The organism is Kineococcus rugosus (assembly GCF_050871975.1).
Lineage (GTDB): Bacteria > Actinomycetota > Actinomycetes > Actinomycetales > Kineococcaceae > Kineococcus.
Genome location: NZ_JBJLSJ010000039.1, coordinates 1 through 25,453, shown reverse-complemented (window position 1 = coordinate 25,453; position 25,453 = coordinate 1). Strand labels below are relative to the sequence as shown.

Sequence of the window (25,453 nt, the reverse complement as noted above, 5' to 3'; positions counted from 1 at the left end):
CGCGGTGGGCGCGGTGGGGTCAGCCGACGCGGACGGGGGTCCCGCTGAGCAGGGACGCCTGGGCGGCGTCGGCGACCTTCGAGGCCGCGACGGCGTCCTCGGGGCGGCACAGCTCCCCCTCGACGCCGCGGACGAGGTCGGCGAAGGCGGCCACCTCGGCGCGGTAGGCGTCGGCGAACCGCTCGGCGAACGTGGTGTGCGGGGCGCCGTCGGGGAACGCGACGCCCGGTTCGGCCGAGCGCAGCGCGGTGCGGGCGTCCAGGCCGACCTCCAGGGACGCCTTCGAGCCCTGCAGCTCGAGGCGGACGTCGTGGCCGCCGCCGTTGTAGCGGGAGGCGGTGACGACGGCGAGGGTGCCGTCGTCGAGGGTGCACACGGCGAGGGCGGAGTCGACGTCGCCGACCTCGCCGATCGCGGGGTCGCCGTTGTTGCTGCCCCGGGCGTAGACCTCGACGACCTCGCGGCCGGTGATCCAGCGGATGACGTCGAAGTCGTGGACGCTGCAGTCGCGGAACAGGCCGCCGGAGGTGGCGAGGAACGAGATCGGCGGCGGCGTCACGTCGCAGGTCACGGCCCGGACCGCGTGCAGCCAGCCGAGCTCGCCGGCGGCGAAGGCGCGCTTGGCCTCGCGGTAGCCGGCGTCGTAGCGGCGCTGGTGCCCGATGCGGACGACGCCGCCGCGCTCGGCGATGAACTCCAGGACGGGCAGGGACAGCGCGACGTCGGGGGCGACGGGCTTCTCGCACAGGACGGGGATCCCCGCCTCGACACCGGCGCGGATCAGCGCGGGGTGCTGGGCGGTGCCGGTGGCCACGACGAGGCCCTCGACGCCGGCGGCGAGGAGGGACTCGACGTCGGCGACGGCGTCGGCGCCGACCTCGGCGGCGACCTGCTGCGCGCGCGCGGCGTCGACGTCGGCGACGGTGAGGCGGCCGACGCCGGGGGTGGCGACGAGGTTGCGGGCGTGCATGACGCCGATGCGGCCGACGCCGGCGAGGCCGAGGTGGAGGTCGGACATGGGGAGGCTCCTCGAGGGGTATTGGACCGGTCCAACAGCGACTAGGATCAGTCTCGCACGCCCCGACCGTCCAGGAGGACGAGTGACCCGACCCACCATCCGCAGCGTCGCCGCCCGCGCCGGGGTCTCCAAGTCGCTCGTCTCCCTCGTCCTGCAGGGCTCCCCGAAGGTCTCCCCCGAGCGGCGCGCCGCCGTCCAGGCCGCCGTCGACGAGCTCGGCTACCGGCCCGACCCGCACGCCCGGTCCCTGGCCCGCGGCCGCACCCGCGCCGTCGGCCTCCTCCTCGACGACCTGCGCAACCCCTGGTTCGTCGACGTCCTCGACGGCCTGCGGCCCGTCCTGCACGGCGCCGACCTGCGCCCCGTCCTGGCCGAGGCCCGCAGCGAGCCCGAGGCGCCCCGCACCTTCGCCGACCTGCGCGTCGACGGCCTCGTCGTCATCGGCACCCTGCCCGACCTGTCCGGCGTGGCCGACGTCGCCCGCACCGTCCCGACCGTCCTGGCCGGCACCCGCCTGGACCCCGGGGACCCCTTCGCCGTCGACGTCGTCGCCGGCGACGACGACGCCGGCGTCCGGCTGGCCGTGCAGCACCTGCTCGACCTCGGCCACCGCCGCGTCGCGCACGTCGCCGGGACCGGGCCCGTCGGGGCGCTGCGCCGCGACGCCTTCACCCGGGCCCTCGCCGGGGGCGGGGCGACCGGGCCCGTCGAGGCCGGCCCCATGACCGAGGACACCGGCCACCGCGCCGGGCTGGCGCTGCTGCGCCGCGACGACCCGCCCACGGCCGTCGTCGCCGCCAACGACGCCGTCGCCGTCGGGGTGATGGCCGCCGCCGCCGACCTCGGCCTCGACGTGCCCGCGCGGCTGTCCGTCGTCGGCTACGACGACACCTCCACCGCGGCGCTGCGCGCCGTGTCCCTGACCAGCGTCGACAACGCCGCCGCCGAGGTCGGGCGGCTCGCCGCGCTGCGGCTGCTGGCCCGGCTGGAGGACCCCGCCGCCCCCACCGACCTCCAGCTCGTCACCCCGCGCCTGGTCGTGCGGGCCACGACCGCGCCGCCGCCCGCGCGCTCCACCGCCGGGGTGGACCGGTGACCCCTCCCGACGCGCCCTGCCCGTGCGGCTGGGGCGAACCTCTCGGCGGCTGCTGCGGGCGCTACCTGTCCGGCGGCGCCGACGCCCCCACCGCCGAGGCCCTCATGCGCTCGCGCTACACCGCGTTCGCGCTCGGCGACGTCGCCCACCTGCTGCGCAGCTGGCACCCCGCCACCCGGCCCGCCGACCTCGACCTCGACCCCGACGTGCGGTGGAAGCGGCTCGTCGTGCTCGGCACCGACGGGGGCAGCCCCTTCGACGACACCGGGACCGTCGAGTTCGAGGCGCACTACCGGCACGCGGGCCGGCGCGGGGTCCAGCACGAGCTCTCCGCGTTCACGCGCGTCGAGGGCCGGTGGGTGTACGAAGGACCGGTGGGAAACCGGGTCGCGTGATCGACGCCGGACCGCCACTGTGAGTGACTGAGCGCACTGCGACACGTCCCTGAGGGAAGGAGAGCTGTGAAGCTGGACTGGCTCAAGGAGGTGGCCCTGGACCCGGGGCCCCACGTCTGCGTCTACGCCGACGCGACCCGCGACCGGGAGACCGGCGCCCACGACATCGACCTCCGCTGGCGCGACGCGCGCGCAGCCCTCGCCGGGCAGGGCGCCCCCGAACCGGCGCTCACCGCCCTCGACGCCGTCGCCACCGAACCCACCGGTCTCGGCGGCCACCTCGGCCGCGCCATGGTCGCCACCGCCTCCGGCCTCGAGCTCGACGTCGTGCTCCCGGCGCCGCCCGCGCGCGAGGAGGCCAGCACCGGCCCCGTCGCCCACCTCATGCCCCTCGTCCGCTCCAGCGCCGACGACGTCCGCTACGTCCTCGTCGAGCTCGACCGCGCCGGGGCCGACATCACCACCGCCCGCTCCGACACCGTCGAGACGCCCCGCAAGCAGACCGTCGAGGGCGGCCACGACCTGCTGCACAAGGTCCCCGGCGGCGGGTGGGCGGCCCTGCGCTACCAGCACGCCGTCCAGGACTCCTGGGACCACAACGCCGCCGCCGTGGCCGACGAGCTCGCCGCCATCGTGCGCACCGAACGACCCGAGGTCGTGCTCCTCACGGGCGACACCAAGGCCGCCGCCGCCCTCAAGGACAAGGCCGCCCCCGTCGTGCTGGACCTCCTCGTGGAGGTGCAGGGCGGTGGCCGCGCCGCCGGGACCCGCGAGAAGGCCTTCGCCGCCAACGTCGCCCAGGCCCTCGACGAGGTCCGCACCCGCCGCCGCCGCGCCGTCGTCGACGAGTTCGTCCAGGAACGGGGCCGCCAGGGCCGGGCCGTGGAGGGCTTCGGCCCCGTCGTCGCCGCCCTGCGCGCCGGTCAGGTCGCGACCCTGCTGCTGGAGGACGACCCCACCTCCACGACCCACCTGTGGGCCGGCCCCGGCCCCTTGGAGCTCGCCACCACCACGCAGGACCTGCACGCCATGGGGGTGCGCGACGTCGTGGAGGTGCGGGCCGACGCGGCCCTGCTGCGGGCGCTGGCCGCCTCCGACGCCGAGATCGAGGTCCTCCCGCAGCCGCAGGAGGACGAGGAGCCGCTGGTGTCGATGGCCGACGGCCTCGGCGCCCTGCTGCGCTACACCACCTGACCGCCCCGGGGGCCGGGTCGCCGGGACGGCGCGCGCGAGCGTCGTCCCGGCGATCCGCCGCCCGCACGGGTAACCTTCCAGCTCTCTGACCTGGGAGGACGACGCACCGTGATGGGCCCGGCGCACGCCGCCAGCGGGTTGGCGGCGGGGGCCCTGACCCTCGGCGTCGCCGCCACGCACCTCGGGATCGACCGACCCCTCGAGCAGCTCGCCTGGGTCGTGGCGTGCGGCGGGTTCGCCTACCTGCCCGACCTGGACCAGAAGGGCTCCACCGCGGGGTCGATGTGGGGTCCGCCGACGCGCTGGCTGTCGCGGGTCATCGGCGTCCTGGCCCGCCGCCACCGCGGCGGCACCCACGACGTCGTCGTCGCCCCCCTCGCCTTCGGCGCCCTCGCCGCGCTGGCCGCCACCCACCCGTGGTCGGCGCTGGTGGTGCTGGCCCTGGCCATCGGCCTGGCCCTGCACTCCGTCGCGCAGTTCATCCCCGGCGACACCGAGAAGACCGCCCTGGGCAACCTCGTCGTGTCCTTCGCCGCCGCCTGGTGGCTGACCGGGCAGGGCGTCGCGCTGCCCTGGCTGCCGGTCGCCGTCGCCGGCGGCGTCGTCGTCCACGTCCTGGGGGACTCCCTGACCACCGACGGGGTGCCGGTGCCGTTCACGACGTGGCTGCGCAAGAAGCCCCTGACGGTGGGCCTGCGGCTGTTCCGCGCCGGCCGCGGGCCCGAGCCGCTGCTGCAGTACTTCGTGTTCCCCACGCTGACCGTGCTGGGGCTGGTGCGGCACGTCGAACCGGTGCGGGAGCTGCTGACGCCGCTGGTGTGAGGACCCTCAGGGGTCCAGGGGCAGCTCGCGCAGCGGGTCGCCGCCGTCGACGAGGACCCGCCCGCCGGGGGCCAGGACGGCGCGCAGCCGTTCGCGCGCCAGCCGCCCCGCGGCCGGGTGGCGGCCGTCGAGGGCACCGACCCGCACCGCGAACACGACGTCGAACGGCGCCTCGCCCGGTTCCAGGACGAACGACTCCACCGCGACGCACCGCACGTCCAGGCGCCCGGAGGCGATCTCGGCCGCCGACCCGGCCCGCGCCGCCGCGACCGCCGCCGCGGAGCGGTCGATCGCCAGGACGAACCCCGTCGTCAGCCGGCGGGCCACCGCGCGGGCGGCGGCGCCGGGCCCGCACCCCACCTCCAGCACGCGCGAGGCCGGGGTCAGCGGCAGGGCGTCCACGACCGCCGCCAACCGGGGGGACAGCCCAGCGGCCACGAGGGTGAGCGTAGGCGCCGAGCACGTCCCCCGCCCCGGCACACTGGTGGGGTGGCGAGACAACCCTGGTGGCGGGCGACGCAGACCCTGGAGCAGTCCAAGCGGTCCGGGCTGCTGTACGCGGCGGTGGCCGTGCTGTCGTGGGGCGTGGTCATCGCCGACGCCAGCCCGCTGGCGTGGCTGGCGGCGGGGGCCTTCAGCGCGGGGGCCGTCTACTTCCTCGCCGCGTGGCGGGTCCGGCGCTCCCGCGAGGGCGAGGGGGAGTAGCTCACCGCGCCGAGCGCTCCTCCTCGGCGAGCCGGTCGGCGAGGTCGTCGTGGGCGAGCGTGCTGCGGTCCACCTGCCCGGTGCGGTACGCGGCGCGGCCCACCATGTGCGCGGCCACGGGCACCGTGAGCAGCTGGAACGCCCCGATCGCGACGAGCATCGCGACGTCGGTGCCGCGGTTCAGCTGCAGCCCCACGGCCACCAGCGACAGGACGACGCCGAGGACCTGCGGCTTGGCGGTGGTGTGCATGCGGGCCAGCACGTCGGACAGCCGCAGCAGCCCGACCGCGGCCAGCAGCGACAGCAGGCACCCCAGCAGCAGCGCGGCCGAGGCGGCCACCTCACCGACCAGCGACCAGTCCACCGACCCGTTCACCGCCGCCCCCTCTCCTCGTCGGACTCCTTCGCGGCGTACCGCGCGACGCTGACCGACCCCACGAACCCCACGAGGGCGAGCACGACGATGACGGGCAGCGTCGTGGCGTGCCGGTTCGCGGCGGCCTCCACGCACAGGCCGATGACGACGGTCGCGACGACGACGTCGAGCGCGACGACGCGGTCCAGCATCGTCGGCCCCTTCGCGACGCGCAGCAGCGCGCACAGCGCCGCGACGGTCAGCATCCCCACGCACAGCGCGATCACGACCGGGTTCACGGCTTCCCCCCGCACAGTCCGTCCGAGCCGTCGGCCCGGCAGCGTTCCAGGTACTCGGCGTAGGCCCGCGGGGTCGCGAACGTCCGCATGATCCGCCGCTCGGTGAGCAGCACGTCCCGGCGGGTCCGCTCCAGGCCCTCCTCGGTGTGGACGCCGAGGGCGTGGATGTAGATCGACCCGAGGCCGCCCTGCGCCGAGGGCGCCCCGATCTCCACGACCACCGACCCCGGCACCAGGGACACCACCTCGGCCGTCATCGCCACGAACAGGTCCGACCCGCTGTGCAGCGGGACGCGGACCACGGAGTTGCGCGGCTGCCGGCCCGGGCGCACGGCGAGCCAGGCGACCTGCGCGCTGGCGGCGACGAGGTCGACGAGGAACCGGGCGAGCAGCGCCGCGATCCGCAGCGGCCGGACCCGGATGCCGAACGACACCGTCGGCAGCGGCAGCACGAGCGTCACGACCAGCGCGAGCGCCGTGCCGGACAGGACGTTCGCCCAGGACAGGTCGCCCCACAGCAGCAGCCACAGGACGACGAGCCAGACCAGCACGGGCAGGCTCACGCGCTCGCGCAGGGACAGCACCTTCGCGGTCACCGGCCCACCTCCGGGACCCGGTCGTGCAGGACGGTCGAGGTGTACGGCGCGCGGTCCAGCAGGTCCTGCGCGGCCCGGTCGCTGATCCCGAACAGCGGGCCGGCGACGACGGTGATCCCCACGCCGACGGCGACGAGCGCGGCCGTCGGCAGGACCATCCCCACGGGGGTGCGGACCCCGACCCGGGTGGCGGTCGCGAGCCCGGCGAAGCGGGTGGTGTCGTCGCGGTCGGGGTGCTCCTGGGGTTCCTGCCAGAACGCCCGGTTCCACACCTTGGCGATGGCGTACAGCGTCAGCAGGCTCGTGACGACGCCCCCGGCGACGAGGACGTGCGCCGGCCACGTCCCGGCGTCGACGCCGGCCTGGAGCAGGCCGAGCTTGCCGAGGAACCCGGAGAACGGCGGGATGCCGGCGAGGTTCATCGCGGGGACGAAGAACAGCACCGCGAGCAGCGGGGCGCGCTTGGCCAGCGACCCCAGCGCGTCCAGCGACGTGCTCCCGGCGTACCGCTCGATGAGACCGGTCACGAGGAACAGCGTCGTCTGCACGGTGATGTGGTGCGCGACGTAGAACACCGCGCCGGACAGCCCCGCGGCGCTGCCGAGGGCGACGCCGAACACCATGTACCCGATGTGGCTGACGAGGGTGAACGACAGGAGCCGCTTCACGTCGCTCTGCGCGACGGCGCCGAGGATCCCCACGACCATCGTCGCCAGCGCCACCCACAGCAGCAGCTGCGAGGCCTGCCCGCCGGGGAACAGCAGCGTCTCGGTGCGGATGATGGCGTAGACGCCGACCTTGGTGAGCAGGCCGGCGAACACGGCGGTGACGGGGGCCGGCGCGGTCGGGTAGGAGTCCGGCAGCCACGCCGACAGCGGGAACACCGCGGCCTTGATGCCGAAACCCACCAGCAGCAGCAGGTGCAGGACCAGCTGCACGTCGGGGTCGACGTCGCGCAGCCGGACGGACAGCTCGGCCATGTTCACGGTGCCGGTCGCCGCGTAGACGAGGGCGATCGCGGTGAGGAACACCATCGACGACAGCAGGCTCACCACGACGTACGTCGTGCCGGCCCGCACCCGGGCCTTCGTCCCGCCGAGGGTGAGCAGGATGTAGCTGGCGGCCAGCAGGATCTCGAAGCCGACGTAGAGGTTGAACAGGTCCCCGGACAGGAACGCGTTGGAGACGCCGGCCGACAGCACCAGGTACGTGGGGTGGTAGATCGAGACCGGCGCGCCCTCCTCGCCGTCGGCGACGCCCTGCGCGAGGGAGTACAGCAGGACGGCGAGGGTCACGACGGAGCTCACGACCAGCATGAGCGTGGAGAGCCGGTCGGCCACCAGGGGGATGCCCAGCCTCGCGGGCCAGCCGCCGACGTCGACGGAGTAGGTCCCGGTGCCGCGGTCGGTGAGGACGAGCATCGTGGTGGCGGCGGCGACGACGATGCTCAGCGCCGTGACGCTGATGGTGCGCTGGGCCCGCGGCCGCCGGGCCAGGGCGAGGGTGAGGCCGGCCGCGAACAGCGGCAGGACGACGGGCAGCGGCAGCAGCACCCGGGGCCAGTCGTCCCAGTCCAGCGGGTTCACCGGGACCCCCCCTCCGCTTCCTCGTCGCTGGTCTCGTGCGTGTCGTCGTCGTAGCTGGCGGAGGTCTCATCGAGCTCGGCGCGCCGCACGATGCGGCGGTCCTCGACGTCGTCCTGGACCTCGTCGTGGCCGTCGACCTGCCAGCTGCGGTAGGCCAGCGCGAGGACGAACGCGACCATCCCGAGGGTGATGACGATGGCCGTCAGCACCATGGCCTGCGGCAGCGGGTCGCTCATGTTCTGCGCGGTGGTGCCGCCGCCGAGGATGGGCGCGCGGCCGGGACGGCCGCTGGCGACGAGGAACAGGACGTTGATCCCGTTGCCCAGCAGCACGACCCCGATGACGACGCGGGTCAGGGTGCGTTCGAGCAGCAGCGTCACCCCGCAGGCGACGAGCACCCCCGAGACGACGACGAGCGCGAGGTTCGGGCTCACCGGGACACCTCCTCCTCGATCTGGCGGTCGATCTCGGCGCCGAGGCTGCGGATGACGTCGACGACGAGGCCGACGACCAGCAGGTAGACCCCGACGTCGAAGAACAGGGACGTCACGAGCTTCACGTGACCGAGCACGGGCAGGTCGAACTGCAGGATCGCGGTCTGCAGCACGTCCTGGCCGATGAGGATGCCGACCAGGCCGGTGCCCGCGGACAGGAACAGCCCCATGCCCAGCAGCCAGCCCGCGTTGATGGGGACGGCGGTGTTGAACTCGTACCGGCCCCCGGCGAGGTAGCGGACGACGAGCGCGAGCCCGGCGACGAGCCCGCCGGCGAAACCCCCGCCGGGCTGGTTGTGCCCGGAGAACACGAGGTACACCGACAGCACGACGATGGCGTGGAAGGTGAGCCGGGTGACGACCTCGAACACCACGGACCGGCGCTCGGGGTCGACGGTGCTGCCCGCGGGCAGCCAGTTCGTGCGGGCCGACCCCTTCGGGGTGGGTTCGTCGGGGTGCGCGGCGAACGCCTGGTCGATCGAGCCCATCCGCCGGCGGAACACCAGGGAGGCGACGCCGGTCGCGGCGACCAGCAGGACGGAGATCTCCCCCATCGTGTCCCAGGCGCGGGCGTCGACGAGGGTGACGTTGACGACGTTCTTCCCGCCGCCGTACTCGTACGCCCACCGGGGCAGGTCGAGGGAGGTGGGGACCGCGACGCGGGCGCCGGAGGCGACGAGCGCGAACAGCGACGTGCAGGTCCCGACGGCGACGCCGATCGCGATCCGCACCCACCGCGTCGCGAGGAGCGGGCGGGAGGAGAAGAACGGCGGCAGCCGGCGCAGCGCGAGGACGAACACGACGAGGGTGATGGTCTCGGCGAGGGCCTGGGTGAGGGCGAGGTCGGGACCGGCGTGCAGGACGAACAGCAGCGTCACGCCGTACCCGGTGACGCCGGCGAGCAGGACGGCCCGCAGCCGGCGCCGGGCGCGGACGGTGAGGACGGCCGCGACGACGACGACGAGCCCGACGACGACCTGCCCGAGGCTGTCGTAGAGCACGACGTCGCCGGGCCACGGCTGCTTCCACAGCAGCGCCCCGCCGGGGACGAGCACGACGACGAGCAGGATCGAGGCCAGGTAGACGGGCAGCGAACCGCGCTGGGTGGCGCCGGTGACCTCGACGGCGACGCGGTCGACGGCGCGGACGGTGCGGCGGTACCCGCGGTCGGCGCCGGGGACGGCCGGGAACCTGCGCTGCCCGGCCTCGACCTGGTCGCGGGCCAGGAACAGCAGCCCCGCCAGCGCGAACGTGATGACGGTCAGGACCAGCGGCAACCCGATCCCGTGCCACAGCGCGAGGTGCTCGGCCTCCCCGGGCAGGTCGTGCGCGATCAGCGCGGCGGGCCGGTCCACCAGCGGGGCCAGCGGCCCGGCGGCGAGGGTGACGGCGGCCAGGACGACGGGGGAGGCGACCAGCGCGGCGGACGGCCTGGGGGCGGTGGAGTCCGGGACGCCGGGTTTGCGGCAGAACGTGCCCCACACGAACCGCGCGGAGTACGCCGCCGTCAGCACCGACCCGAGGACGAGGACGGCCAGGACGACGGGGTCGTGCTCGAACGCCGCGTAGGCGGCCTCCTTGGCGACGAAGCCGGAGGCGACGGGGACCCCGGCCATCGAGGCGGCCGCGACGGTCGCGGCGGTCGCCAGCAGCGGCATCCGCCGGCCCAGCCCGGACAGTTCCCGCAGGTCGCGGGTCCCGGTCTGGTGGTCGACGATCCCGACGACGAGGAACAGCGACGCCTTGAACGTGGCGTGCGCGACGAGCAGCGCGATCCCGGCGGTCGTCGCGGCGGCGGTGCCGGCCCCGACGAGGACGGTGAGGAACCCGAGCTGGCTGACCGTCCCGAACGCCAGCAGCAGCTTCACGTCGTGCTGGCGCAGCGAGCGGTACCCGCCGACGACCATCGTCGTCAGGCCCAGGACGAGGACCGTGGTGCGCCACTCGGGCAGGTCCGCGGCGGCCGGGGCGAACCGCGCCACGAGGTAGATCCCGGCCTTCACCATGGCCGCGGCGTGCAGGTACGCGCTGACCGGGGTGGGGGCGGCCATCGCGGCGGGCAGCCAGAAGTGGAACGGGACGAGCGCGGACTTGGAGATCGCGCCGACCAGGACGAGCACCACGGCGACCGTCGCGGAGGTCCCGGTGGGGAACCGCTCCAGGACCTCCGAGAGCCGGTAGGTCCCGGCCGACTGGCCGATGACGATCAGCCCCACGAGCATCGCGAGACCGCCGAACGTGGTGACGACCAGGGCCTGCGTCGCCGCGCGCCGCGCCGAGCGCTTGTGCGCGTCGTACCCGATGAGCAGGTACGAGAACACCGTCGTCAGTTCCCAGAACACGTACAGCTGGACGAGGTCGTCGGCCAGGACGAGCCCGGTCATGGCCCCGGTGAAGGCGGTGAGGATCGCGGCGAACCGCGCCGAGCCGGGGTCGCGGGCGTGGAAGTAGCTGCCGCAGTAGAAGAGCACGAGGGCCCCGACGCCGCCGACGAGCAGCGTGAGCACCCAGGAGAGCGGGTCGAGCCGGAAGGCGAGTTCGGCGCCGAGGGAGGGCACCCAGGGCACCACCACCTGCGGGGTCTCGCCGCGCAGGACGGCGGGGCCCTGGGCGGCGGCCCAGACGGTCGTCGCCGCGGGGGCGAGGGCCAGGACGCTGAACGCCCGCCGGTCCAGCCACCGGACCAGGGGCACGGCGAGGACGGCGGCGACAGCGTGGACGAGCAGCAGTGTCAGCACGGCCGGTCCTCACGATCGGGGGCAGGTCGGTCCGCACAGGGTAACCCAAGGTTTCGTTCTGTTCGATTCGAGACGATCCTGTTACCGTCGTGGGGTGTCATCGACCGTCGCCCGCCACGGCGCCGAGGTCACCGTGCGACCCGGCCTGGAAGGTCTTCCCGAACTCGCCGGGCTCCTCGCCGCGAACCCCGGGAACCTGTCCCTGAAGGTCGGCCGCCGGTGCGTGCCGGTCCCGCCCGAACTGGCCGCGGCCCTGCGCGAGACCGTCGCGGCCCTCGCCCACGGGGAGGCCGTCACCCTCACCCCGCACGACGCGCTGCTCACCACGCAGGAGGCCGCCGACGTCCTCGGCGTCAGCCGCCCCACCCTCGTGCGGCTGCTGGAGTCCGGCGCCCTGCCCTACACGAAACCCGGCACCCACCGCCGGGTGCGGCTCGAGGACGTCCTGGAGTACGCGGCCGCGCACCGCAGCGCGCGGGCGCCGCAGCCCCGCCACGCCTGAACCCGGGCCTGAACCGGGTCAGTCCCGGCGCAGCTCCCACAACCCGTACCGCACCACGTACGAGTACTCCTCGTGCCGCCACGCGGGGACGAACCGGTACGACCACGGTGACAACCCCGCCGCCGTGACGGCCGCCAGCTGCGCCGACGCGGAGTACGAGTTCATCCCCACCCCCGGCAGCCCGTCCTCGGAGAACGGCCGCGCCCCGCGCGCGCGGTCCTCCACGACCCCCACCAGCAGCCGCGCCCCCGGCGCGCACGCCCCCGCCAGGTTCGCCAGCGTCCCCGGCAGGTCCCGGCAGAACTCCAGGCAGCCGACGGCGGTCACCACGTCGAACCGCCCCCACGCGGCCGGGAACGGGTCGTGGAAGTCGTGCTCCTCGTACCGCCCCTCCGGCCGTCCCCGCCGCGCCTCGGCCAGCATCTGCGGGGACAGGTCCGTGCCGGTGACCTCCACGCCCGGGGCCAGGTCGCGGGTCAGCTGCCCCGGCCCGCACCCCACGTCCAGCACCCGGCACCCCGGCGCCACCTCGCGCAGCAGGAAGTCCGCGACCAGCGGGCCGTACAGCTGCAGGGAGCGCCAGCCGGGGACGTAGTGGTCGGCGAAGTCGTCGTAGTAGGCGCGGATCGCCGCGGTCTCCGGCTCGGTCACGGGGTCATCGCCACGGGGTGACGGTACCCGCCGGGACCCACCGTGGAAAGCGTGCTTGACACGACTGCGGCGATCCCGCAGGCTCAGAGCATGACAAGCAAGCTTGACTCCACGGCACCGAGCTCCGGGGACCGCGCCCGCACCCGCGCCTACCTGCGCGACTTCGCCCCCGCCATGGCCGCCTACGTCGTCGCCATCGTCGTCGTCGTCGCGTGGGGCGGCCTCGACGGCCAGAGCCCCTGGCGCTTCGCCTGGGCGATGCTGCCGGTCCTGCCCGTCCTGGGCGTGGTGCGCGCCGTGGTGCGCGGCCTGCGCCGCTCCGACGAGTACGCGCAACTGGTCCAGCTGCGGGGCCTGGCGGTCGGTTTCGCCGTCACCGTGGTCGCCTGCGTGGTCCTGGGCATGCTGGCCGTCGCGGGCCTGGACGTGCCGGCCGGTCCCTGGCTGGCCTTCGGCGCGGGGATGGCCTCGTGGGCGGTGGCCACCGCCGTCGCGAGCCGTTGAGCGCGACCGGGCGCGCGGCGTGAAGAACCGCATCCGGCAGCTGCGCACCGACCGCGGCTGGACCCAGGCCGCCCTCGCCGACCTCCTGGACGTCTCCCGGCAGACCGTCAACGCCCTGGAGACCGGCCGCTACGACCCCAGCCTCCCGCTGGCCTTCCGCCTGGCCCGCCTGCTCGGCGAACCCCTCGAGGAGATCTTCGACCCCGAGATCGAGCGGGACGCCGCCCCGCCCGCGGGCTGACCCCGGGACCTCACCGGGCCGTCAGGGTGCTCGCCGTCTCGTCGCTGACCTCCACCTGCTCCCGGCCGGGTCGCTCGCCGAGGTCGGCGGCGTCCAGGCACCGCTGCACCGCCGCGACCCCCGGGCTGTCCGGCGGCGTCCCGGCACCGACGCGCACGACGTCGAGTTCGACGGACGCGGACGTCACCAGCCCGCAGCCGTCGAGAGCGGCGTCCACGCGTCCCCACAGCAACCGCATCTGAACTTCGGAGAACTCGGTGGTCTCCACCCGCACCCGCCCGTCGAGAACCCCCACCGGTGCCCCGGCGAGGGGGTCGGGGCCGGCGTCCGCGGTGAGCGCGACGACGACGTGGAACTCGGGTTCGTGGGCGACGCGCAGCTGGCCGTACGTGTCGGTGCGGGTGCAGCGGAGCCAGGTGTCCAGGACGGCCGCCTGCTGCTCGTCCTGCGCGCGCCGGGTCGCCTCCTCGAGGGTGAGCCCCTCGGACAGCCGCTGCCCCTCGTCGACGCTGACGGGGCCGGGGGTCGTGGCGGCGGGGCAGGGGCCGGCGACGTCCGCGCGGGCGGACGCGGTCGCCTCGGCCGGGGGCACCGCGGGGGTCGCCGGGACGTCGCGGGCGTCCCGCGCCGGGGAGGCGCAGCCGGCCACCGCGAGCGCGAGGGCGCCGACGGCGAGGACGGTCCGGACGGTGGTGGCGCGGGTGGTCACACCCGGTAGACGCGCGGCGGGCCCCGGAGGTGCACACGCCGCGCGCGTCCGTCAGTGCGCGGTGCTCGGGGCGGGGATCGACCCCACCGCCGCTGCCCGCTGCTGCCGCACGGAGTGCCGGTTCACCAGGCCTCCCGCGACGACGGCGACGAGGACGAGGGCGAACGCGCCGCAGGCGAACGCGACGTGGTAGCCGTGCAGCACGGCGTCGCCGGGGGTGGCCCCGGAGGTGAGCTGCCCGCTGACGGAGTCGGCGTAGATCGTCGACAGCAGGGCCGTGCCGATGGAACCGCCGACCTGCTGGAACGTGTTGACGCTGGCGCTGGCGGCCCCGGCGTCCTCGCGGGCCACGCCCGCCGTGGCGGTGTTCATGGCCGAGGACACGATCAGTCCCATCCCGAGGCCGGTGACGACGAGCGCGGGCAGGACCGTCCCGGTCCAGGTGCTGTCGACGTCGGTGCGCAGGAACAGCAGGACGCCGGCGGCGGCGACGAGCCCGCCGGTGCGGATGAGGGCCTTCGGGCCGACGCGGGGCAGCAGGCGCGGGGTGATCTGGGTGGCCGCCGCCATGATCGAGAACGGCATCGGCAGGAACGACAACCCGGTCCGCAGCGAGGAGAACTGCAGCGTCTGGGCCAGGTAGTAGGTGAGGAACAGGAAGATGCCGAACATCGCGACCCCCACCAGGCCGATCGCCACCAGGGCCCCGCCGCGGTCGCGGTCGCGCACGATCCGCAGGGGCAGCAGCGGGTTCGGGACACGGGACTCGACGAGGACGAACAGCGCGACGAGGACGGCGCCGAGGGCGAGGGAGGTGATCGTGACGGCGTCGGACCAGCCGGAGGTCTCCGCGGAGGAGAAGCCGTAGACGATCCCGACCAGGCCGAGGGTGATGGTGACGGTGCCGGCCAGGTCCAGGCGCGGGCGGCGGCCGCGCGGCGGGTTCGGCATGAGGACCAGGGCGCCGACGACCCCGGCGACCGCGAACACGACGTTCACGTACAGGCACCAGCGCCACGACGCGTACTCGGTGAGGACCCCGCCGAGCAGCACGCCGGTCGCGGCGCCGGAACCGGCGATGGCGCCGAAGACGCCGAACGCGCGGGCCCGGTCCTTCGGGTCGGTGAACGTGGTGGTCAGCAGGGCCAGCGCGGACGGTGCGAGCAGGGCGCCGAAGACGCCCTGGCCGGCGCGGGCGGCGACGAGCTGGCCGAAGGTCTCGGCGAGGCCGCCGACCACGGAGGCGCCGGCGAAGCCGACCAGGCCGATGAGGAACAGGTTCTTGCGGCCGAACAGGTCGCCGAGGCGGCCGCCGAGCAGCAGCAGGGAACCGAACGCCAGGGAGTAGGCGGTGACGATCCACTGGCGCTGGTCGTCGGCGAACCCGAGGTCGGCCTGGGCCGAGGGGAGGGCGATGTTGACGATCGTGGCGTCCAGGACGACGGCGAGCTGGGCGATGCCGATGACGGCGAGCACCAGCCAGCGGTGGTCCTTCGGGGCGGCGTGGGCGGGGCGCCGGGTGGCGCGCGCGGGGGTTCCGCGCGGGGTGTCGACGAGGGTGGGGTCGGAGTTCACGAGCGTCTCCAGGTGTTCGGGGTGCCGGCGGGTGGTCACGGGCCGGCGAGAAGCGGACGCGCCGCGTCCACTTCGACCAGCGTACACCCAAGCGGACGGACCGCGTCCACTTGTTCCGGCCGGTGGGTACGATCGGGGCGTGACCTCCTCCGCCCGACCGCTGCGCGCCGACGCCCTGCGGAACCGGGCGCTCATCGTCGACGCCGCCCGGCGGCTGTTCGCCGAGCGCGGCCTCGACGTGACCCTGCACGACGTGGCCGACGCCGCCGGCGTGGGCGTCGGGACCGTCTACCGCCGCTTCCCCGACAAGGACGCCCTCCTCGCCGGGCTCGTCGCCGCCAAGTACGAGACGCTCGTCGAGATCGCCGAGAAGGCCTCCACCGAGGCCACCGGCCGCGACGGCCTGCGGCGCTACCTCATGAGCACCATGGAGCTGCGGGCCGGCGACCGGTCCCTGTCCACCGCCGTCCTGCGCGCCGCCCCCCAGACCGAGGAGGCCGCCGGCCTGCGCGCCCGGCTCACCGAGGTCATGACCGCCCTCGTCGACCGGGCCCGGCACGAGGGTGCCGTCCGCGACGGCTTCTCACCCGACGACGTGCCCGCCGTGACGTCCATGATCGGGTCCATCGCCGACCGCACCCGCGAGGAGCTCCCCGGCGCCTGGCGGCGCTACGCCGAGCTGCTCGTCGACGCCGTCTGCCCGCCCCCGGGGGACCTGCCGCCCCTCAGCGGCGAACCCCTCGCCCCGCCCGTCCCCGGGACGTGCCGCGCCGCGCGCCCCTGAGCCGCGGCGCGCACACTCGGGGGGTGGACGACCTCACCGCGTGGAAGACGCTCGCCCCCGCGGGCCTGCTGCTGGTCGGGGCCGGGCTGAGCACCGCCCTGGACGCCTCGAACCGGCGCGCCGCCGGGAGCCCGGTGCTGCGCTGGTCCGGTCAGGGCACCGCCGGGCTGGTGCTGCTCAACGCCGGGCTCTGCCTGTTCGGCGAAGCGGTCAAGCGCCGCGCCCGGTACGACCTCGCGCCCTGACCGCGGCGGGCCGGCTCACCGGCCCCCTCGCGTCGGGGCCCTCCAGCGCAGCGAGTACCGCCAGAACAGGTGCCGTCGCACGACGGCACCCGGTGTCCACCGGCCGGCGGCGTCGCGGACCTCGCGCAGCGTCGCGGTGGCCGGCGCGGTCGGTGCGCTCAGGGCGACCGGCGGCCGCGCCGAACCCCTGACCGCGCCCACGACGAGGTTCGTGGGGACGGCCACCGCGCTGAGCAGGTGGTCCGACGGCGTCGCCCCGCGGTACAGGCCCACGACCAGCAACGTGCCCCCGGGCGCGAGCAGCTCCCGCAGGCGCACCAGCGCCGGTTCGAGGGGGACGTGGTGCAGCACCGCCACGGCGGTGACGACGTCGTAGCCGCCCGGCAGGTCGGCGGTCAGCAGGTCCCCGCAGCGGAACGCGACGCCGTCCCACCCGCGCGAGAGGTCCCGGGCGGTGGCGACGACGGCCGGGTCGACGTCGAGGCCGGTGACGTGCCCGGCGCGGCGGGACAGCCGGCGCACCAGGTCACCGGTGCCGCACCCCACGTCCAGGGCGGTGCCCGCGCGCGCGGGCAGGTGGCGCTCGAGCCAGCCGTGGTGGTGGGCGTTGTGGTCCCAGGCGTGCCGGCGGTTCCACTCGTCGCACCGGGCCCGCACCCGCCGGCCGGCCGCCGCCACCGCCCTCACCCGGGCCGCTCCGCCGCTCAGCGCAGGACCTCCACGTCCGGCCCCAGCTCCCGCAGCAGCACCGGCAGGTCCCGCCGCGAGGGGCGCACCAGGTGGGCGGTGCGGGCCGCCCGCAGCAGCGGCAGGTCGCGGACGCTGTCGGAGTAGGCGTGGTCCACGGGCAGGTCGACCCCGGCGTCGGCGAGCGCCCGCACCTTCGCCTCGCCCCGGGCGGGCACGGCGTGCGGCAGGCGCCAGCGGTGGGTGGTGAGGCGGCTCGCGACGACCTCGACGTCCGGCAGGCCCAGGGCCCGGCACACCTCGCGGGCCAGCGGCTCGGCGCAGGCGGTGGCGACGACGACCCGGTCCCCGGCGGCCGCGTGCCGGTGCAGGCGTTCCAGCGCGACGGCGACGCGGCGGCCGCCGCCGGCCCCGGCGTGCCCGTCGGCGAACGCGCGCACCAGCGCCTCGACGCGGTGCGGGGGCGATCCGACCGTCGCCGCCCACACGACGACCCGCTCGGCGTGCACCCGGCTCGCCCGCCGCGCGCCGAGCAGCACCCACGCCGGTGCGGTCACCGCCAGCAGGACCAGGCGCGCGGGGGAGCGGCGGAACAGGTGGGTGAGCAGGCGCGCGAAGGAGTCGGAGGCGACCAGGGTGTCGTCCAGGTCGAAGACCGCGCACTGCTGCCGGGGCACCCGTCGAACCCTAGGCCGACCCGGGTCGCCCGACGGCGGCGGTGAGGTGCCCGGCGGCGCGGGCGAAGGCGTCCCGCAGCTCCCGGGGCCTCACGTCGGTCATGGGGCTCCCGAAGGTCGTGTAGAGGCCGGCCAGGCCGATCCAGGACCAGGCGCCCATCGACAGCTCGCAGCGGCCGCCGTCCAGGCCGCGGACGACGGCGCCGCCGGGGGCGAACCGGGCGACGACCTCCGCGGGCAGGTCCAGGACGGCCGAGCCGGTGCAGGGCCAGGGGGCGAGGTGGTCCCCGCGGTCGGGGGTGCGCTGCACCAGCGCCCCCGGGCCGCCCTCGGGCAGCGGCCGGTCGGTGAAGGGCACGCCCGTGGTCTCCAGGGAGGTGAGCCGGTCGAGCCGCAGCACGGCCCAGTCCCCGCGGCTGCGGTCGTGGGCGACGAGGTACCAGCGGGCCGCCCACACCACCAGGTGGTGCGGTTCGAGGGAGCGGGTCCCGTCACCGTCGTCCACGCGCAGCACCTCCCGGCGGCGGACGGCGGCGCCGACGGTGCGCACCAGGTCGGCCTCGGGGGCCGGGGCGGGGAACTCCCACTGGTTGGGCACGGCGGTCACGGTGAAGGCGTCCGCGTCCCGCCGCAGCCGGCGGGGCATGACCTGCCGGACGGTCGCCAGCGCCCGCCGGCTGGAGTCCTCGATGCCGCGCAGCACCGTGGAGGTGGTCTGCAGGGCCACCACGACGGCGACGACCTGCTCCTCGTCCAGCACCAGCGGCGGCAGCGCCCCGCCCGGGCCGAGGCGGTATCCGCCGCCGGCGCCCTTGACGGGGTCGACGGTGTAGCCGAGCTCGCGCAGCGTCTCCACGTCGCGGCGCACGGTGCGCCGCGACGTGCCGAGGCGGCGGGCGAGCTCGTCCGCGGTGAGGGTGGAGCCGCCGGTGAGCATGGACAGCAGGCTCAGCGCGCGGGCCGACGTGGACGCCACCGGTCCTCCTGACGTAGTGGCCACCCCGTGGCCGCTCCGGCCTCCATCGTGACGCCATGACCACCACGACCACCACCCCCCGGCCCGCCGACCCGACCGCGAACCCCCCGCACCGCGTCGTCGTCGTCGGTGGCGGCATCGGCGGCCTGGCCCTGGCCGCGGGCTTGCGCCGCAACGGGTTCGACGTCGCCGTCCACGACCGCGACACCGACCCCGCCGCCACCGGCGGCTACCACATCACCCTCGACACCGCGGCGCAGCGGGCCCTGCGCGGGCTCCTCGACCCCGCGCTGTTCGCCCGCCTGCTCGCCTCGGCCTCGGCGGTGCGGCGCCGGCCCCCGGACGTCTGGTTCGACTGGCGCGGCCGCCCGCTCGGGGAGATCCAGGTCAAGGGCCTGGACCCGGACAGCGTCGACGTCGACCGCATCACCCTGCGCCTGCTGCTGGCCGAGGCCGCCGGCGACAGCCTCGTCCTGGGCAGCACCTGCACCGGCGTCGAGCGCGACCCCGGCCCGGGCGGGCAGGCCCGGGCCACCTTCGCCGACGGCGGCACCGACCACGGCGACCTGCTGGTCGGCGCCGACGGGCCGCACTCCCTCGTCGTGCGGCACCTGGTGGGCAGCCCGACCAGCCGCCCCGCCGGGCTCGTCGGGATCTCCGGGCGCACCCCGGCCGCCGCCCTCGACCCCGCCGAGGCCGCCCGCCTGGGGCCCCGCTCCAGCCTGACCGTCGGCCCGCGCGGCACCGCCCTCTACAGCGGCTACCTCGACCCCGACGGCTACGCCGTCCTGGACGCCGCCCACGCCCGCGCCGCCGTCACCACCGGCCCCACCTACATCTGGGGGGCGATGTTCCCCGAGGCCACCGCACCGGACGGGTTGCGCGGGCAGCGGGGCGGGCCGCTGGCCGCGACCACCGTCGCGGCCCTGCGGGCGGCCGGCTGGGCCGAGGGACCGCTGCAGGTCCTCACCCGGACCGACCCCGCGACGGTGGCCTCCTACCGCTTCCACGTCGGGCCGCGGCACGCCCGCGACACGGCGCCCTGGCCCGCAGGCAGCATCACCGCCCTCGGCGACGCCGTCCACGCCACCCCGCCCACGGCGGGCAAGGGCGCCGGGACGGCGATCGTCGACGCCCACGCGCTCGTCACCGAACTGCTGTCCGCGCGGTCGGGGGGCCAGACGCTGCACACCGCCGTCAGCGCCTTCGAGACCGGCATGCGGCACCGCGGCACCGCGGTCGTCGCGCTGTCGATGACGACGGTGGACCGCATCCTCGCCGGCAGCACCCCCGCCGGTTCGGCCCTGACCCGGCTGTCGCTGCCGCTGCTGGCCTGGTCCACCGCGCTGCGGGGGCGGGCGGGCGGTCACCGGGGCCGGTGACCGGCGGCCCTCAGCGTCCCGGGTCGTCCCACACCGGCCGCGCGCGGGCCGCGGCGTCCAGGAACGGCTGCGCGTCCAGGTCGTGGGTCGTGGTCGCGATGCCCTGCTGCGGCCACTGGAGCACCACCCGCAACCGGCCCGGCGGCGGCAGCGGCCACAACCACTGGTCGCGGTCGACCGACCGCCGGCTGCCCCCGCCGCCCTGCCCGGTGAGGACGGGACGGTCCGGGCGCCAGGTCCGGTCGTCCCACGGGCGGCCGTCGCCGGGGCCCCACACGGGCGGGTCGACGTTGGTGGCGCGGCGGCCGTCGGAGAACTCGAACCCCCACTTCAGGCGCGCGGCCCGCCACTGCTCCCCGGCGTCGTGGGGGTACGGGCCGTCGAAGACCTCCGCGTGCAGGTCCCGTCCCGGCGGCAGCGGCCCCCGGACCCGGACGCCGAGGCTCATCGCCAGCCCCTCGGGGAACGCGCGGACGCCGGTGAGCAGGACCACGGTGCTGTCCGACCGCCCCAGGACCAGCTCCACGGGCACGACGCCGGGCAGGACGTCGTCGGGGGCGCCGTGCCAGGCCGGCTGGTACCCCTCGTCGGGTTCGGCGTCGGACGGCGGGGGCGGGTCGGGGAAGAAGTCCATCGGTGCGGCCTCCGGGCTCGGGTGAGCGGTGTCGTCCCAGCATTGCCTGCCCGCCCGCTGCATGATCGTCCCGTGATCGACATCACCGGCATCGACGACCTGGCCGGGGACCTGCTCACCGGTCCGCGCGGCCGGCGGCTGCTGTCGGCGCTGGTGGACGAGGCGACCGGCGGCGAGCCGTGGGCGTGGCCCGCCCGGGAGCACGACGGCGCCCCGCTGTCCGAGCCGCTGCCGGAGCCGCTGACCGCCGTGGTGCGGGAACGCCTGGAGCGGGCCGTGGCCGCCGTCGACCTGGACGCGCTGGGCGCGCGGACCGACCCGCGCGGGCTGCTGCCCGCGTTCGCGGAGTCGGTGGGCGCGGCGCGGTACTGGCAGGACCCCGACGCCGAGGACAGGGCGCTGGCCGACCCGGGGGTCGCCGGGGCGCTGCGCCCGGTGGCGCGGGCGGTGGCGGGCAGCGCGGCCGCCGCGTGGTGGTCGGACCCGGTGGACCTCGCGGCGCAGCAGCACCTGACGTGGCGGTTCGAGGGCCGCGACGGGTACCGGCCGATCCGGACCGCGGTCCCGGGGGCGGCCGCGGAGGCGTTGCGCCGGTGGCGGTCCGACGCCGACCTCGACGAGGAGCGCTGGCGCGTCGAGCTCCCCCGGGACCACCGCGTGAGCGGCACCTGGTGGTCGACCCCGCCGCACGGGCCGGAGCTGCCGATGACGACCCCGGTGGTGACCGGCGGGCTGCCGGTGGGGACGGCGCTGGTCGAGGACGAGGCGGGCGTCGAGGAGGTCGACGCCCGCGCGCTGCGGCTGCGGGACGGGCTGCGCGTGGCCGAGGTCCACGACGCGCGGGCCTGGTGCGACCTGGTGGCCGCCCACCCGCGGTCGGTGACGTTCACGCGCAGGCACGACTGGTGGGAGGCGACGGGCTGGGACGGCGCGTGGGTGCTGCCGGACTGGGCGTCGGTGGCGCGCGAGTGGGACGGGGTGCACCTGAGCGCGCGCGGCTACCTCGCCGTCTCGGGCCGCCTCCTGGAGACGACGGTGGGCGGGGACGTGGTGGGTCCCGACACCGCCGGGGTCCGGCCCGGCCCGGCGCGGACCCTGCTCGCGGGGTGGGGGCCGGGGCGGACGCACTGGCTCACCGACGCCGTCGAGGACGTGGGCGACCCGGTGCGGTGGCGCAGCGACGGCGACCACCCGCCGCGCTGGGCGCCCGCGGGCTGACCCCGACCGGTCCACGAGCGGTCCCCGAGGAGGTCCACCGGTGAGCGACGACGTCACCGTCACCCCCGCCGACCCCGCCGGCGCCCCGGCCCGCGCGGCGCTGTGCGCCTACTACGACGACATCGTCACCCGCTGGCACGGGCGCCCGGCGACGGCGGCGGAGGTCGACGAGCTCGTCGCCGGCGCCGGGGACGACCGGCTCGTCCCCCCGCACGGCCTCCTGCTGCTCGCCCGCCGCGGGCCGGACGTCCTCGGCTGCGCGGGGCTGCGCGTGCTGGACGGCGTCGGGGAGGTCACCCGCCTGCACGTCGCGGCGACCGCCCGCGGTCGCGGGGTGGGCACCCGGCTGCTCGGGGCGGTGGAGGCGCGGGCCCGCGGCCTGGGCCTGCGCGTCCTGCGGCTGGAGACCCGGCGCGACCTCGTCGAGGCCCGCCGCCTCTACGCCCGGCACGGCTTCACCGAGACCGAGCGGTTCACCGACGACCCCTACGCCCACCACTGCCTCGCCAAGCGGCTGGACCCGGCTCACCCGGACGGGTGAACCGGTCCGGGGGGTCCGCTGCCGATGGAGGGGGAGGACCCCTCGGGTCCGGCCGACGCCGCCCCCAGGAGGACCCCGTGCCCACGACCCGCTCCCGCGCCGCCCTGACCGCCGCGCTCGCCGTCGCGACCCTCGCCGGCCTCGCCGGCTGCGGGGCCGGCAGCACCGCGACCACCCCGGCGGCCGCGCCCGTGCAGCTCCCGCTCGTCACCGCCGGGACGCTGACGGTGGCGACCGACGCCACCTACGCCCCCATGGAGTCGATGGAGGGGTCGAAGTTCGTCGGCGCCGACGTCGACCTCGTCACCGACCTCGCCGCACGCCTGGGCCTGGAGGTCGTCTTCGTCCAGACCTCGTTCGACGACCTCATCGACACCGTCGCCGGGCACCGCGCCGACCTCGTCGCGTCGTCGATGACCGACCGGGCCTCGCGCCAGGAGCAGGTCGACTTCGTCGACTACTTCATCGCCGGCAGCCAGGCCGTCGTCGCCGGCGGCAACCCGCACGGCCTCGACGGCCCGGGCACCTGGTGCGGGCGCACGGCGGCCGTGAACCTGGGGACGACCAACGGCGACCTCGTCCTGGCCCAGTCCGCGCTGTGCACCGGGTCCGGCGAGGCGCCCGTCGCGGTCGTCGAGGTGCCGAACGGCAAGAGCGCCGACGTGGTCGCGGCCGGCCGCGCGGACTTCGGCGTCGAGGACTACCCGTCCGCCGCCGCCCTCGCCGACGCCTCCGGCGGGACCCTCGCCCTCGCGGGCCGGCCCCTGCAGGCCGCGCCCTACGGGCTGGCCTTCGCGAAGGACCGCACCGACCTGCGCGACGCGGTGCAGCGGGCGCTGCAGGAGTCGATCGCGTCCGGTCGCTACGCCGAGATCCTGCAGGCCCACGGCGTCGAGGCTGCGGCGCTCACGACGACGGCCCTCAACGGCGGCGCCTGAGGGGAGCGGGCTCCCCGCTCACCCCCAGCCCAGCGCCCGCAGCCCCGCCGCCGTGGCCGCCGCGAGCACGACGACGACGATGAACGGCGCCCGGCAGACCAGCGCGACCACGGCGACGACGAGCCCGGCCGCGCGCGCGTCCAGCACCAGCTCGCGCCCGGTGGAGAACGTCTGGAGCACCACCAGGGAGGCCAGCAGCGCGGCGGGCAGCACCGCCGTGACCCGCCGGACCCGCGGTTCCTCCAGGCGCTGCGGCGGAACCACGTACCCGGCGAACTTCAGCGCGAACGAGACCACCCCGGCGGCGAGCACCGCGACCCAGAACGTCACCTCCACCACCACGCGACGACCGAGCCGGCCAGGGCGGCGGCGACGACGGGCAGGCCCTGCGGGAGCACCGGCACCAGGACGGTCGTGACCAGCGCCCCGACCACGGCGATCGCGACGGGTTCGCGCGAGCGCAGCCGCGGCCACAGCAGCGCGATGAACGAGGCGGCCGCGGCGGCGTCGAGGCCGTACCGCTGCGGGTCGCCGAGGGCGTTGCCGGCGATCGCCCCCACGAGCGTGGCGAGGTTCCAGAACGCGTACACGCCCAGGCCCGTCACCCAGAACCCGAGGCGCCGCAGCTCCGGCGTCGCCTGGGACACCGCGACGGCGGTGGACTCGTCGATGGTGAGCTGCGGGACGACGACCCGCCGCCACCCGCGGGGCCGCATGACGGGGACGAGCTGCAGGCCGTAGAGGGCGTTGCGCACCCCCAGCAGCGACGACGCGGCGATCGCGGCGCCGGCGGTGCCGCCGCCGCCGAGGACCCCGATGAGCGCGAACTGGGACCCGCCGCTGAACAGCAGCAGCGACAGCACGCACGTCTGCCACAGGCTGAGCCCGCTGGTGACGCCGAGGGCGCCGAAGCTGATGCCGTACAGGCCGGTGGTGGCCGCGACGGACAGGCCCTGCCGGACGACGGCGGAGCGGGCGGGGTCGGTCACGGGGCCAGCATGCCGCAGGGTCCGCCGGGGTCAGCCGCGGGCGGCGAAGCCCGCGGCGAGGTCGCCGGCCCCGGCGCGCAGCAGCGCGGCCAGCAGCACCCGGGCCTGCCCGGCCTTGAGCCGGCCCGCGGGCACGGCCCCGGCGGCGGCGAGGTCGGCGCCGCCGCCGCCGTCGCCGTAGGTGGTGGCGACGGGCCCGGCGGGGACCCGCGTGGTGAGGACGACGGCGACGCCCGCGGCCCGCGCCCGCGCGACGGCGGCGACGACGGCGGGCGTGGCGTTGCCCGACCCCAGCCCCTCCAGGACGACCCCGCCGGCCCCGGCCGCGACGCAGGCGTCCAGCAGGACGCCGTCCACCCCGGGGTGGGCGGTGACGACGTCGACGCGGGGCCAGGGGCCGTCGGCGGCGGGCAGGACCGCGCGGGGCAGCGGGCCGTCGGGGGCGGCGAACGCGTCGAGGTCGGTGGTGTGCCGCTTCACGACCCCCGCGGCGGGCAGGACCCGCCCGCCGAAGGCGACGAGGACGCCGGAGCCGGTGACGGCCGTCCGCAGCGCGGCCAGCACGTTCGCGGGGGCGTCGGTCTCGGCGTGGTCGGAGGTCCGCTGGGAGCCGGTGAGCACGACGGCGCGGGCGTCGGCGTGGTGCAGGTCCAGCAGGTACGCCGTCTCGGCCAGGGAGTCGGTGCCGTGCAGGACGACGACCCCGGCGACGCCGGGGTCGGCCAGCGCGGCGTGGACGCGGGTCACGACCGTCCACGCGTCGTCCAGCGTGAGGGTGGAGGAGTCCACCCGCAGCGCCTCCACGACCCGCACCCGCACCCCGGCGGGGGGGGGGGGGGGGGGGGGGGGGGGGGGGGGGGGGCCGGGGGGGGGGGTGGGGGGGTAGGGTGTGGAGCTCAGGT

Annotated in this window: 32 protein-coding genes; 14 read left to right on the top strand and 18 right to left on the bottom strand. The window is 76.4% G+C overall.

What is annotated here, in order from left to right; genetic code table 11:
• Window positions 1-19 precede the first annotated feature (19 nt).
• Entirely contained in the window at window positions 20-1,018 is a 999-nt protein-coding gene (locus tag ACRYM6_RS19210; RefSeq protein ID WP_432544493.1) for a Gfo/Idh/MocA family protein, read from the bottom strand.
• Between the two features lie 82 nt (window positions 1,019-1,100).
• Between ACRYM6_RS19210 and ACRYM6_RS19205 the strand changes: the two genes are divergently transcribed.
• From ACRYM6_RS19205 to ACRYM6_RS19190, 4 genes are all read left to right on the top strand, one after another.
• A complete protein-coding gene (locus ACRYM6_RS19205; protein WP_432544492.1) occupies window positions 1,101-2,114 on the top strand; it encodes a LacI family DNA-binding transcriptional regulator in 1,014 nt (337 codons plus the stop codon).
• Window positions 2,111-2,509: a YchJ family protein gene (locus tag ACRYM6_RS19200; RefSeq protein ID WP_432544491.1), complete on the top strand. Its 399-nt coding sequence runs from the start codon at window positions 2,111-2,113 to the stop codon at window positions 2,507-2,509. Before ACRYM6_RS19205 ends, ACRYM6_RS19200 begins: the two co-directional genes overlap by 4 nt.
• A gap of 66 nt (window positions 2,510-2,575) precedes the next feature.
• Window positions 2,576-3,703 (top strand): baeRF2 domain-containing protein, encoded by a 1,128-nt coding sequence (locus tag ACRYM6_RS19195; protein WP_432544490.1) that lies wholly within the window; start codon window positions 2,576-2,578, stop codon window positions 3,701-3,703.
• A 111-nt stretch (window positions 3,704-3,814) separates the two neighbouring features.
• Entirely contained in the window at window positions 3,815-4,525 is a 711-nt protein-coding gene (locus tag ACRYM6_RS19190) for a metal-dependent hydrolase (protein ID WP_432544489.1), read from the top strand.
• Between the two features lie 6 nt (window positions 4,526-4,531).
• On the opposite strand, the gene ACRYM6_RS19185 is transcribed toward ACRYM6_RS19190, so the two are convergent.
• Window positions 4,532-4,963 carry a methyltransferase domain-containing protein gene (locus tag ACRYM6_RS19185; protein WP_432544488.1) on the bottom strand — a complete coding sequence of 144 codons (432 nt, stop codon included), beginning with the start codon at window positions 4,961-4,963 and terminating at the stop codon, window positions 4,532-4,534.
• Window positions 4,964-5,014: 51 nt separating this feature from the next.
• Here ACRYM6_RS19185 and ACRYM6_RS19180 point away from each other — a divergent pair, with 51 nt between their 5' ends.
• Complete coding sequence (locus ACRYM6_RS19180; RefSeq protein ID WP_432544487.1) at window positions 5,015-5,230, top strand: hypothetical protein; 216 nt, start codon at window positions 5,015-5,017, stop codon at window positions 5,228-5,230.
• Window position 5,231: 1 nt separating this feature from the next.
• Here ACRYM6_RS19180 and mnhG read toward each other — a convergent pair whose 3' ends face one another.
• From mnhG to ACRYM6_RS19150, 6 genes are read right to left on the bottom strand one after another with little or no spacing between them, the layout of a single operon-like run.
• Complete coding sequence (mnhG, locus tag ACRYM6_RS19175) at window positions 5,232-5,606, bottom strand: monovalent cation/H(+) antiporter subunit G (RefSeq protein ID WP_432544486.1); 375 nt, start codon at window positions 5,604-5,606, stop codon at window positions 5,232-5,234.
• On the bottom strand, window positions 5,603-5,884 hold the full coding sequence (locus tag ACRYM6_RS19170) for a monovalent cation/H+ antiporter complex subunit F (protein ID WP_432544485.1): 282 nt from the start codon (window positions 5,882-5,884) through the stop codon (window positions 5,603-5,605). Before ACRYM6_RS19170 ends, mnhG begins: the two co-directional genes overlap by 4 nt.
• Entirely contained in the window at window positions 5,881-6,480 is a 600-nt protein-coding gene (locus ACRYM6_RS19165; protein ID WP_432544484.1) for a Na+/H+ antiporter subunit E, read from the bottom strand. Before ACRYM6_RS19165 ends, ACRYM6_RS19170 begins: the two co-directional genes overlap by 4 nt.
• Window positions 6,477-8,066 (bottom strand): Na+/H+ antiporter subunit D, encoded by a 1,590-nt coding sequence (locus ACRYM6_RS19160; RefSeq protein ID WP_432544483.1) that lies wholly within the window; start codon window positions 8,064-8,066, stop codon window positions 6,477-6,479. Before ACRYM6_RS19160 ends, ACRYM6_RS19165 begins: the two co-directional genes overlap by 4 nt.
• Window positions 8,063-8,500, bottom strand: coding sequence for a Na(+)/H(+) antiporter subunit C (locus ACRYM6_RS19155; protein WP_432544482.1), 438 nt, complete (start codon window positions 8,498-8,500; stop codon window positions 8,063-8,065). The genes ACRYM6_RS19160 and ACRYM6_RS19155 overlap by 4 nt, the downstream gene beginning before the upstream one ends.
• Window positions 8,497-11,298 (bottom strand): Na+/H+ antiporter subunit A, encoded by a 2,802-nt coding sequence (locus ACRYM6_RS19150; RefSeq protein ID WP_432544481.1) that lies wholly within the window; start codon window positions 11,296-11,298, stop codon window positions 8,497-8,499. The genes ACRYM6_RS19155 and ACRYM6_RS19150 overlap by 4 nt, the downstream gene beginning before the upstream one ends.
• 94 nt (window positions 11,299-11,392) lie before the next feature.
• On the opposite strand from ACRYM6_RS19150, the gene ACRYM6_RS19145 reads away from it, so the two are divergent.
• Window positions 11,393-11,800: a helix-turn-helix domain-containing protein gene (locus tag ACRYM6_RS19145; protein WP_432544480.1), complete on the top strand. Its 408-nt coding sequence runs from the start codon at window positions 11,393-11,395 to the stop codon at window positions 11,798-11,800.
• Between the two features lie 18 nt (window positions 11,801-11,818).
• On the opposite strand, the gene ACRYM6_RS19140 is transcribed toward ACRYM6_RS19145, so the two are convergent.
• Entirely contained in the window at window positions 11,819-12,451 is a 633-nt protein-coding gene (locus ACRYM6_RS19140; protein WP_432544479.1) for a class I SAM-dependent methyltransferase, read from the bottom strand.
• A gap of 90 nt (window positions 12,452-12,541) precedes the next feature.
• Between ACRYM6_RS19140 and ACRYM6_RS19135 the strand changes: the two genes are divergently transcribed.
• Together ACRYM6_RS19135 and ACRYM6_RS19130 are read left to right on the top strand one after the other, a co-directional pair.
• Window positions 12,542-12,955, top strand: a complete 414-nt coding sequence (locus tag ACRYM6_RS19135) for a hypothetical protein (RefSeq protein ID WP_432544478.1) — start codon at window positions 12,542-12,544, stop codon at window positions 12,953-12,955.
• Between the two features lie 19 nt (window positions 12,956-12,974).
• Window positions 12,975-13,196 carry a helix-turn-helix transcriptional regulator gene (locus ACRYM6_RS19130; RefSeq protein WP_432544477.1) on the top strand — a complete coding sequence of 74 codons (222 nt, stop codon included), beginning with the start codon at window positions 12,975-12,977 and terminating at the stop codon, window positions 13,194-13,196.
• A 10-nt stretch (window positions 13,197-13,206) separates the two neighbouring features.
• Here the strand turns inward: ACRYM6_RS19130 and ACRYM6_RS19125 are convergent, their stop codons facing one another.
• Entirely contained in the window at window positions 13,207-13,905 is a 699-nt protein-coding gene (locus ACRYM6_RS19125) for a hypothetical protein (protein ID WP_432544476.1), read from the bottom strand.
• A 51-nt stretch (window positions 13,906-13,956) separates the two neighbouring features.
• The gene (locus ACRYM6_RS19120; RefSeq protein WP_432544475.1) at window positions 13,957-15,480 is read right to left on the bottom strand and encodes an MFS transporter; all 1,524 of its coding nucleotides are present in this window, start codon (window positions 15,478-15,480) and stop codon (window positions 13,957-13,959) included.
• A gap of 139 nt (window positions 15,481-15,619) precedes the next feature.
• Here ACRYM6_RS19120 and ACRYM6_RS19115 point away from each other — a divergent pair, with 139 nt between their 5' ends.
• A complete protein-coding gene (locus ACRYM6_RS19115; RefSeq protein WP_432544474.1) occupies window positions 15,620-16,264 on the top strand; it encodes a TetR/AcrR family transcriptional regulator in 645 nt (214 codons plus the stop codon).
• A 23-nt stretch (window positions 16,265-16,287) separates the two neighbouring features.
• Window positions 16,288-16,509 (top strand): hypothetical protein, encoded by a 222-nt coding sequence (locus ACRYM6_RS19110; RefSeq protein WP_432544473.1) that lies wholly within the window; start codon window positions 16,288-16,290, stop codon window positions 16,507-16,509.
• A 15-nt stretch (window positions 16,510-16,524) separates the two neighbouring features.
• Here the strand turns inward: ACRYM6_RS19110 and ACRYM6_RS19105 are convergent, their stop codons facing one another.
• From ACRYM6_RS19105 to ACRYM6_RS19095, 3 genes are read right to left on the bottom strand one after another with little or no spacing between them, the layout of a single operon-like run.
• Entirely contained in the window at window positions 16,525-17,196 is a 672-nt protein-coding gene (locus ACRYM6_RS19105) for a class I SAM-dependent methyltransferase (RefSeq protein WP_432544472.1), read from the bottom strand.
• Between the two features lie 17 nt (window positions 17,197-17,213).
• Window positions 17,214-17,873, bottom strand: coding sequence for a haloacid dehalogenase-like hydrolase (locus tag ACRYM6_RS19100; protein ID WP_432544471.1), 660 nt, complete (start codon window positions 17,871-17,873; stop codon window positions 17,214-17,216).
• A 10-nt stretch (window positions 17,874-17,883) separates the two neighbouring features.
• On the bottom strand, window positions 17,884-18,849 hold the full coding sequence (locus tag ACRYM6_RS19095) for a helix-turn-helix transcriptional regulator (RefSeq protein WP_432544470.1): 966 nt from the start codon (window positions 18,847-18,849) through the stop codon (window positions 17,884-17,886).
• A gap of 56 nt (window positions 18,850-18,905) precedes the next feature.
• Between ACRYM6_RS19095 and ACRYM6_RS19090 the strand changes: the two genes are divergently transcribed.
• Window positions 18,906-20,231 carry an FAD-dependent oxidoreductase gene (locus ACRYM6_RS19090; RefSeq protein WP_432544469.1) on the top strand — a complete coding sequence of 442 codons (1,326 nt, stop codon included), beginning with the start codon at window positions 18,906-18,908 and terminating at the stop codon, window positions 20,229-20,231.
• A gap of 10 nt (window positions 20,232-20,241) precedes the next feature.
• On the opposite strand, the gene ACRYM6_RS19085 is transcribed toward ACRYM6_RS19090, so the two are convergent.
• The gene (locus ACRYM6_RS19085; protein ID WP_432544468.1) at window positions 20,242-20,865 is read right to left on the bottom strand and encodes a hypothetical protein; all 624 of its coding nucleotides are present in this window, start codon (window positions 20,863-20,865) and stop codon (window positions 20,242-20,244) included.
• Window positions 20,866-20,937: 72 nt separating this feature from the next.
• On the opposite strand from ACRYM6_RS19085, the gene ACRYM6_RS19080 reads away from it, so the two are divergent.
• The 3 genes from ACRYM6_RS19080 (at window position 20,938) to ACRYM6_RS19070 (ending at window position 23,562) form a co-directional block, all read left to right on the top strand.
• Window positions 20,938-22,083, top strand: a complete 1,146-nt coding sequence (locus ACRYM6_RS19080; protein ID WP_432544467.1) for a hypothetical protein — start codon at window positions 20,938-20,940, stop codon at window positions 22,081-22,083.
• Between the two features lie 40 nt (window positions 22,084-22,123).
• On the top strand, window positions 22,124-22,624 hold the full coding sequence (locus ACRYM6_RS19075; RefSeq protein WP_432544466.1) for a GNAT family N-acetyltransferase: 501 nt from the start codon (window positions 22,124-22,126) through the stop codon (window positions 22,622-22,624).
• Between the two features lie 77 nt (window positions 22,625-22,701).
• A complete protein-coding gene (locus tag ACRYM6_RS19070) occupies window positions 22,702-23,562 on the top strand; it encodes an ABC transporter substrate-binding protein (protein WP_432544465.1) in 861 nt (286 codons plus the stop codon).
• An 18-nt stretch (window positions 23,563-23,580) separates the two neighbouring features.
• Here the strand turns inward: ACRYM6_RS19070 and ACRYM6_RS19065 are convergent, their stop codons facing one another.
• From ACRYM6_RS19065 to ACRYM6_RS19055, 3 genes are read right to left on the bottom strand one after another with little or no spacing between them, the layout of a single operon-like run.
• Window positions 23,581-23,898, bottom strand: coding sequence for an AzlD domain-containing protein (locus tag ACRYM6_RS19065; RefSeq protein WP_432544511.1), 318 nt, complete (start codon window positions 23,896-23,898; stop codon window positions 23,581-23,583).
• The gene (locus tag ACRYM6_RS19060; RefSeq protein WP_432544464.1) at window positions 23,889-24,551 is read right to left on the bottom strand and encodes an AzlC family ABC transporter permease; all 663 of its coding nucleotides are present in this window, start codon (window positions 24,549-24,551) and stop codon (window positions 23,889-23,891) included. The genes ACRYM6_RS19065 and ACRYM6_RS19060 overlap by 10 nt, the downstream gene beginning before the upstream one ends.
• 30 nt (window positions 24,552-24,581) lie before the next feature.
• Window positions 24,582-25,364 carry an asparaginase domain-containing protein gene (locus ACRYM6_RS19055; protein ID WP_432544463.1) on the bottom strand — a complete coding sequence of 261 codons (783 nt, stop codon included), beginning with the start codon at window positions 25,362-25,364 and terminating at the stop codon, window positions 24,582-24,584.
• Window positions 25,365-25,453: the final 89 nt, after the last annotated feature.

Excerpts from the sequence above, each read along its gene's own strand:
- ACRYM6_RS19210 (WP_432544493.1), bottom strand. The coding sequence starts at position 1,018 with ATGTCCGACCTCCACCTCGGCCTCGCCGGCGTCGGCCGCATCGGCGTC.
- ACRYM6_RS19190 (WP_432544489.1), top strand. The coding sequence starts at position 3,815 with ATGGGCCCGGCGCACGCCGCCAGCGGGTTGGCGGCGGGGGCCCTGACC.
- ACRYM6_RS19135 (WP_432544478.1), top strand. The coding sequence starts at position 12,542 with ATGACAAGCAAGCTTGACTCCACGGCACCGAGCTCCGGGGACCGCGCC.
- ACRYM6_RS19090 (WP_432544469.1), top strand. The coding sequence starts at position 18,906 with ATGACCACCACGACCACCACCCCCCGGCCCGCCGACCCGACCGCGAAC.
- ACRYM6_RS19085 (WP_432544468.1), bottom strand. The coding sequence starts at position 20,865 with ATGGACTTCTTCCCCGACCCGCCCCCGCCGTCCGACGCCGAACCCGAC.